We start from the raw sequence: 4,551 nt of genomic DNA, 5'->3' as shown, positions 1-4,551 counted from the left end.
CGCCTGCAGCAGTGGTAGTAGCCCTGGGGGATCGATCCTCATCCCACCCCAGAGCCCAACTGTTTCCTTCATCAATCCGCCTACCTCTGTGCGGGTGGGCACTTCCACCCCCGCCTTTACGATACAGGTCAGTGTGCCCGGCGGTGCCCGCTCAACCCAGTTTGTGGAACTGGAAACCTTTAACCCGCTTGGCGCGCGCGTGCAAAGAGAAGCCTTTAGCCCGCAGCAGGTTGGCTGTAGCCCAGGTGCTACTTTCTGTAGCTTCAACACCGACTTCCGGGTTGCTCCTGGCGATCCTGCCGGCGTTTGGCAGTTCCGCATCACCGCCTTTGACCAGCAGAATCGCTCTGGATCCCAAACCCTGCTCATCACAGCGCTGCCGTAGGCAAGCCAGGCCGCCGTGTTGGGTTGAAAGCTACCGCAGCGGGGATGCGTTGGGCACCCTCTCAAGGTTCCCTCACTCCAAATCCCGACGGTTGGGGTTACGGGCCGGATCGTTGCTCAAGAAGCCAAAGACAAACAGCCCGACAAAAAAGATCACCACTGCGTAAACTGAGATTTTCAGTAACAGCATAGTTTCAACAACCCATTTCCAACTAGACAAAGCTGACAAGCAGTAGAGCAATGCTCAAGGGAAAGGAGAAGCCGTAGCGACGGGATCCCGTCAACTTGAGGCTTGGCAAAACTTCTTCACAGGATCATACCTCCCCAGCGCCTCTTTTTAACCCGAAAACTCTTTTCCCCCTGCTCCCGAAAAAAGCAGAAAGCTTGAACTGACACGGATCCCCGGCAAGAGGTGAAATTGTTAAGAAATATTTTAAAGCGAAAAGCAACATTGCGGTCGCTTAGCGACAGGGGAGTGGGAAGATGGGATCTGCGGCTTTGCCGGCTGGTATCTCATCTGCCTATGCCCTTCGACTTGTCCGGTCATCCAGGTCGCCAGTTAGGCCACTGGGAGGCTCCAGAAGAGCGGCTGCCAAGTCAGACGAGACCTCCGTCGCCTCAAGAGATCTATCGATCCCAGGAACTGGAGCTTTCGGACGGCACCACGGTTTTTCTCCGCCACTGGTCACCGGGATCCCCGCGCGGGCGGGTGTTGCTGTTGCATGGCAAAGGGGATCACAGCGGCGGGTTTGGCCCCTTGGCGGAAGAACTAGTGGCCCGGGGCTGGGAGGTTTTGGCGCCTGACATGCGGGGATTTGGACGCTCAGGTGGCATCCGCTGTTGGATCGAGCACTTTAGTCAGTACCAGGCGGATCTAGAGGCAATCGTCGAGCAAGTTTGGCCCCAGCCAGGGATCCTCCAAGTCTGGTGCGGGTACAGCGCAGGGGCCAATTGGGTTACGGAATATGCGCTCGCTCACCCCGACCAAGTGCAGGGGCTGATCCTCATCTCCCCTGCCTTTCGTATCGACCACTATTTCAACCGCTTTACCTGGGGTCTTCTGCAGGTTTTGGACAAGGTTTTGCCCCAGTTGGCCCTGACTGGCCTCTACGAGCCGGTGCGGGTGACTTCCCTGCCGGAGCAGCAGGCGGTCTTGGCTGCAGATCCTTACGTGTGTGGCGTTACCCGGGCCCGGTTTACGGCGGAGTTGGTGCGTAGCGGGCAGCGCTGCCTTGAGCAGGCCCACCGCCTGGAGCTGCCGGTTCTGGTGCTCTACACCTCCGCCGATATCGTCGTCAACCCTGCCGGCGCCGTGGAGTTTGCCCGCCGGCTGCCCCAGGGAGAGATCTACGATTTCTCCTGCTCACGCCACGACCTTTTACACGACTGCCAAGCCGAAGCCGTCCAGGAGACTCTCTGCCAGTGGCTGGATCGGCACTTTCCCTGCCGCTTGGGCCCTCGTGGCAAAATAGAGAGGCCCTCTTTCTGCTTGCTCCCATGAGCCTAGACCTAATCTACCGTCCCCGCCGGCTGCGGCGCACTGAGGCCCTTCGCCAACTGGTTCAGGAAACCCACCTGCGGGTGCAGGATCTCATCTACCCGCTGTTTGTTATGGAGGGAGAGAACCAGCGGCAAGAGGTGGAATCCATGCCCGGCTGCTACCGCTACACTCTGGATCTGCTCCTGAAGGAGGTGGAGGAAGCAGCCAACTTGGGGATCCCAGCGGTGGCTCTCTTCCCAGTGGTGCCGGAAGAGAAAAAGGATCCCACGGGGCGGGAGTCCTTTAACCCAGAAGGGTTGATCCAGCGGGCGGTGCGGCGGCTCAAGCAGGAAATCCCCGAGATCCTGGTGATCACGGATGTGGCCTTGGATCCCTACAGCAGCGAGGGCCACGACGGCATCGTGCGGGACGGGGTGATCCTCAACGACGAGACAGTGGAGGTGCTGGTTAAGCAGGCCCTCTCGCAAGCGGAAGCGGGAACCGATATTGTTGCCCCCTCCGACATGATGGACGGTCGCGTCGGCGCCATTCGCGAGGCCCTGGACGAGCAAGGCTACACCGACGTGGCTATCCTGGCCTACTCGGCCAAGTATGCCTCTGCCTTCTACGGCCCTTTCCGCGATGCCCTGGGATCTGCGCCCAAGTGGGGGGACAAGAAAACTTATCAGATGGATCCCGCCAACGCCCGCGAGGCCCTCAGAGAAGTGGAGCTGGACGAGGCGGAAGGGGCGGACATGGTGATGGTAAAGCCGGCCTTGGCCTACCTGGACATCATCTATCGGGTTAAGGAAGCAACAAATCTGCCTGTGGCTGCCTACAACGTTAGCGGCGAATACGCCATGATTAAGGCTGCCGAGCAAAAGGGCTGGATCGACGGCAAGAAAGTGATGATGGAATCGCTCTTGGCCATGAAGCGAGCCGGCGCTGACATGATCCTCACCTACTTCGCCAAGGAGGCGGCCCTGCTTTTGCGGCAGTCCTAGCTAGGGCCTTCTAGACAACTGGGGAGATTGTCCAATCCAGGCAAGAGGCGCCTCTTTCTCCGTGTCGGCTACTAGAGCGCTGGGATCCACCAGGCGCACCTGGATTTGATCCGGGGGCACTCGGTTGAGGCGTTCCTTGATGAGGGCCTGCTGCTGCAAGGGATCCATGCCGCGATCCAACTCCTCCCGCAGCCGCGAGATTCGCGCTAAGAGGACTTCGAGGTTCTGCTCCAAAGCCTTTAGACGGTGATGCTGGGCTAGTTGTACAGGCAAAAGGCGGTACAGACCGCCCAGGGCAGCCGCCGTAAACAGGAGATTCACTCCGATGCGACAGAGCAGTTCCCAAGCTTGAGGCTCTGGCCGTCTCTGCAGTCGGGGCGAGGTTCTAGAAGGCCGGACAGGGATCGTCCGTCGGTTGGCAGCTAGCGTTCCCTGCCCCCGCACCCGAGCTAAGGATCCCTGGGAGCGACTGGAAAGGCGCAGTCTAGGCCCAGCAACTTGCTCCACCTGTAGAGGCAAGGAGCGAGCCAGAGTGCGGGAAGCAGACTTGGGTGCCATAAGGAGGTAAAGAGCCGCCGCTGCTACCAGGAAGCGCAGCTAGGGCTTATTGAAGCCGATTTTTCCGAGCATGTCAGGGGCTGGCCCACGACTTTTCTGTCTTTTAGCGCCAACTCAGCGCGGCGGAGGCGGAGTAAACCGCAGACGCGCTAGGCTAGAGGTTCGACAGGGGGAATGCAAGGAGTCGGGATCCGCCTATGCGCATAGCGGTTACGGGTGGGAGTGGCTTTATCGGGCGCCGCTTGGTGGCCCACCTGCTGGAGCGAGGAGATGAGGTGTTGGTTTTGAGCCGCCGCCCTGAGCAGGCCCGCCGCGTTCTGGGAGCCTCCCCCAACCTCAAGCTGCTGGGGTACGATCCCTACCAACCGCAAAGCTGGGCCTCAGCTCTGGAAGGGTACGAGGCAGTTGTCAACTTGGCCGGAGAGCCCCTGGCTTCTTCCCGCTGGACAGAAGCTAAGAAAAGAGAGATCCGCCGCAGCCGCGTGGAGACCACCCAGGCCCTTGTCCAAGCCCTCGCCTCCCTTGGCCAGAAGCCCCAGGTGATGATCAGCAGCTCGGCGGTGGGCTACTACGGGCCTCGCCCGGAAGGGGAGCCCCTGACAGAGGCGAATCCCCCTGGCCAGGGCTTTTTGGCAGAAGTCTGTCAGGCCTGGGAAGCGGCTGCCCGCCCGGCTGAGGAGCTGGGGATCCGCTTGGCCATCCTGCGCACAGGAATTGTCCTAGGGCCCGATGGAGGAGCCCTGGGTCAAATGCTTGCCCCCTTTCAGTTCTTCCTCGGCGGCCCCATTGGCTCTGGCAAGCAGTGGGTCTCCTGGATCCACCGCGACGACTGGGTGAGTCTAGTCTGCTTCCTACTGCAACAGGGATCCGGCGTCTTCAACGCCACTGCCCCTAACCCAGTGCCAATGGAAGAGTTCTGCCGCACGTTGGGGCAAGTTTTGGCCCGCCCCTCGTGGCTGCCGGTACCAGCCCTAGCCTTAGAACTGCTGCTGGGCGAAGCAGCTCAGGTGGTTCTAACGGGGCAGAAGGTGATCCCCCAAGCCGCGCTGCAGCTGGGGTTCACCTTCCAATATCCCCACCTCAAAGAAGCCTTGCGGCAACTCCTCATCCCCCAGGGCAACCGCT

Annotated in this window: 6 protein-coding genes; 4 read left to right on the top strand and 2 right to left on the bottom strand. The window is 60.4% G+C overall.

Annotation, left to right across the window (positions count from 1 at the left end):
* A partial coding sequence (locus tag NW860_RS08565) for a hypothetical protein (RefSeq protein WP_414513620.1) occupies nt 1-385 on the top strand: 385 nt, incomplete at its 5' end.
* Between the two features lie 72 nt (nt 386-457).
* On the opposite strand, the gene NW860_RS08560 is transcribed toward NW860_RS08565, so the two are convergent.
* Nucleotides 458-574 carry a photosystem II reaction center protein I gene (locus NW860_RS08560; protein ID WP_414362630.1) on the bottom strand — a complete coding sequence of 39 codons (117 nt, stop codon included), beginning with the start codon at nt 572-574 and terminating at the stop codon, nt 458-460.
* A gap of 333 nt (nt 575-907) precedes the next feature.
* Here NW860_RS08560 and NW860_RS08555 point away from each other — a divergent pair, with 333 nt between their 5' ends.
* Both NW860_RS08555 and hemB read left to right on the top strand, forming a co-directional pair.
* Nucleotides 908-1,885, top strand: a complete 978-nt coding sequence (locus NW860_RS08555) for a lysophospholipase (protein ID WP_414513618.1) — start codon at nt 908-910, stop codon at nt 1,883-1,885.
* Nucleotides 1,882-2,868 carry a porphobilinogen synthase gene (gene hemB / locus NW860_RS08550; protein WP_414405813.1) on the top strand — a complete coding sequence of 329 codons (987 nt, stop codon included), beginning with the start codon at nt 1,882-1,884 and terminating at the stop codon, nt 2,866-2,868. Before NW860_RS08555 ends, hemB begins: the two co-directional genes overlap by 4 nt.
* Here the strand turns inward: hemB and NW860_RS08545 are convergent, their stop codons facing one another.
* The gene (locus NW860_RS08545; RefSeq protein WP_414513616.1) at nt 2,869-3,426 is read right to left on the bottom strand and encodes a hypothetical protein; all 558 of its coding nucleotides are present in this window, start codon (nt 3,424-3,426) and stop codon (nt 2,869-2,871) included.
* Between the two features lie 197 nt (nt 3,427-3,623).
* On the opposite strand from NW860_RS08545, the gene NW860_RS08540 reads away from it, so the two are divergent.
* On the top strand, nt 3,624-4,551 hold a 928-nt coding region (locus NW860_RS08540; RefSeq protein ID WP_414513614.1), incomplete at its 3' end, for a TIGR01777 family oxidoreductase.

Source organism: Synechococcus sp. F70.1 (assembly GCF_047502745.1).
Classification (GTDB): domain Bacteria; phylum Cyanobacteriota; class Cyanobacteriia; order Thermostichales; family Thermostichaceae; genus Thermostichus.
Note: the sequence above shows the minus strand (reverse complement) of the source record. Positions and strands in the feature narration are given on the sequence as shown.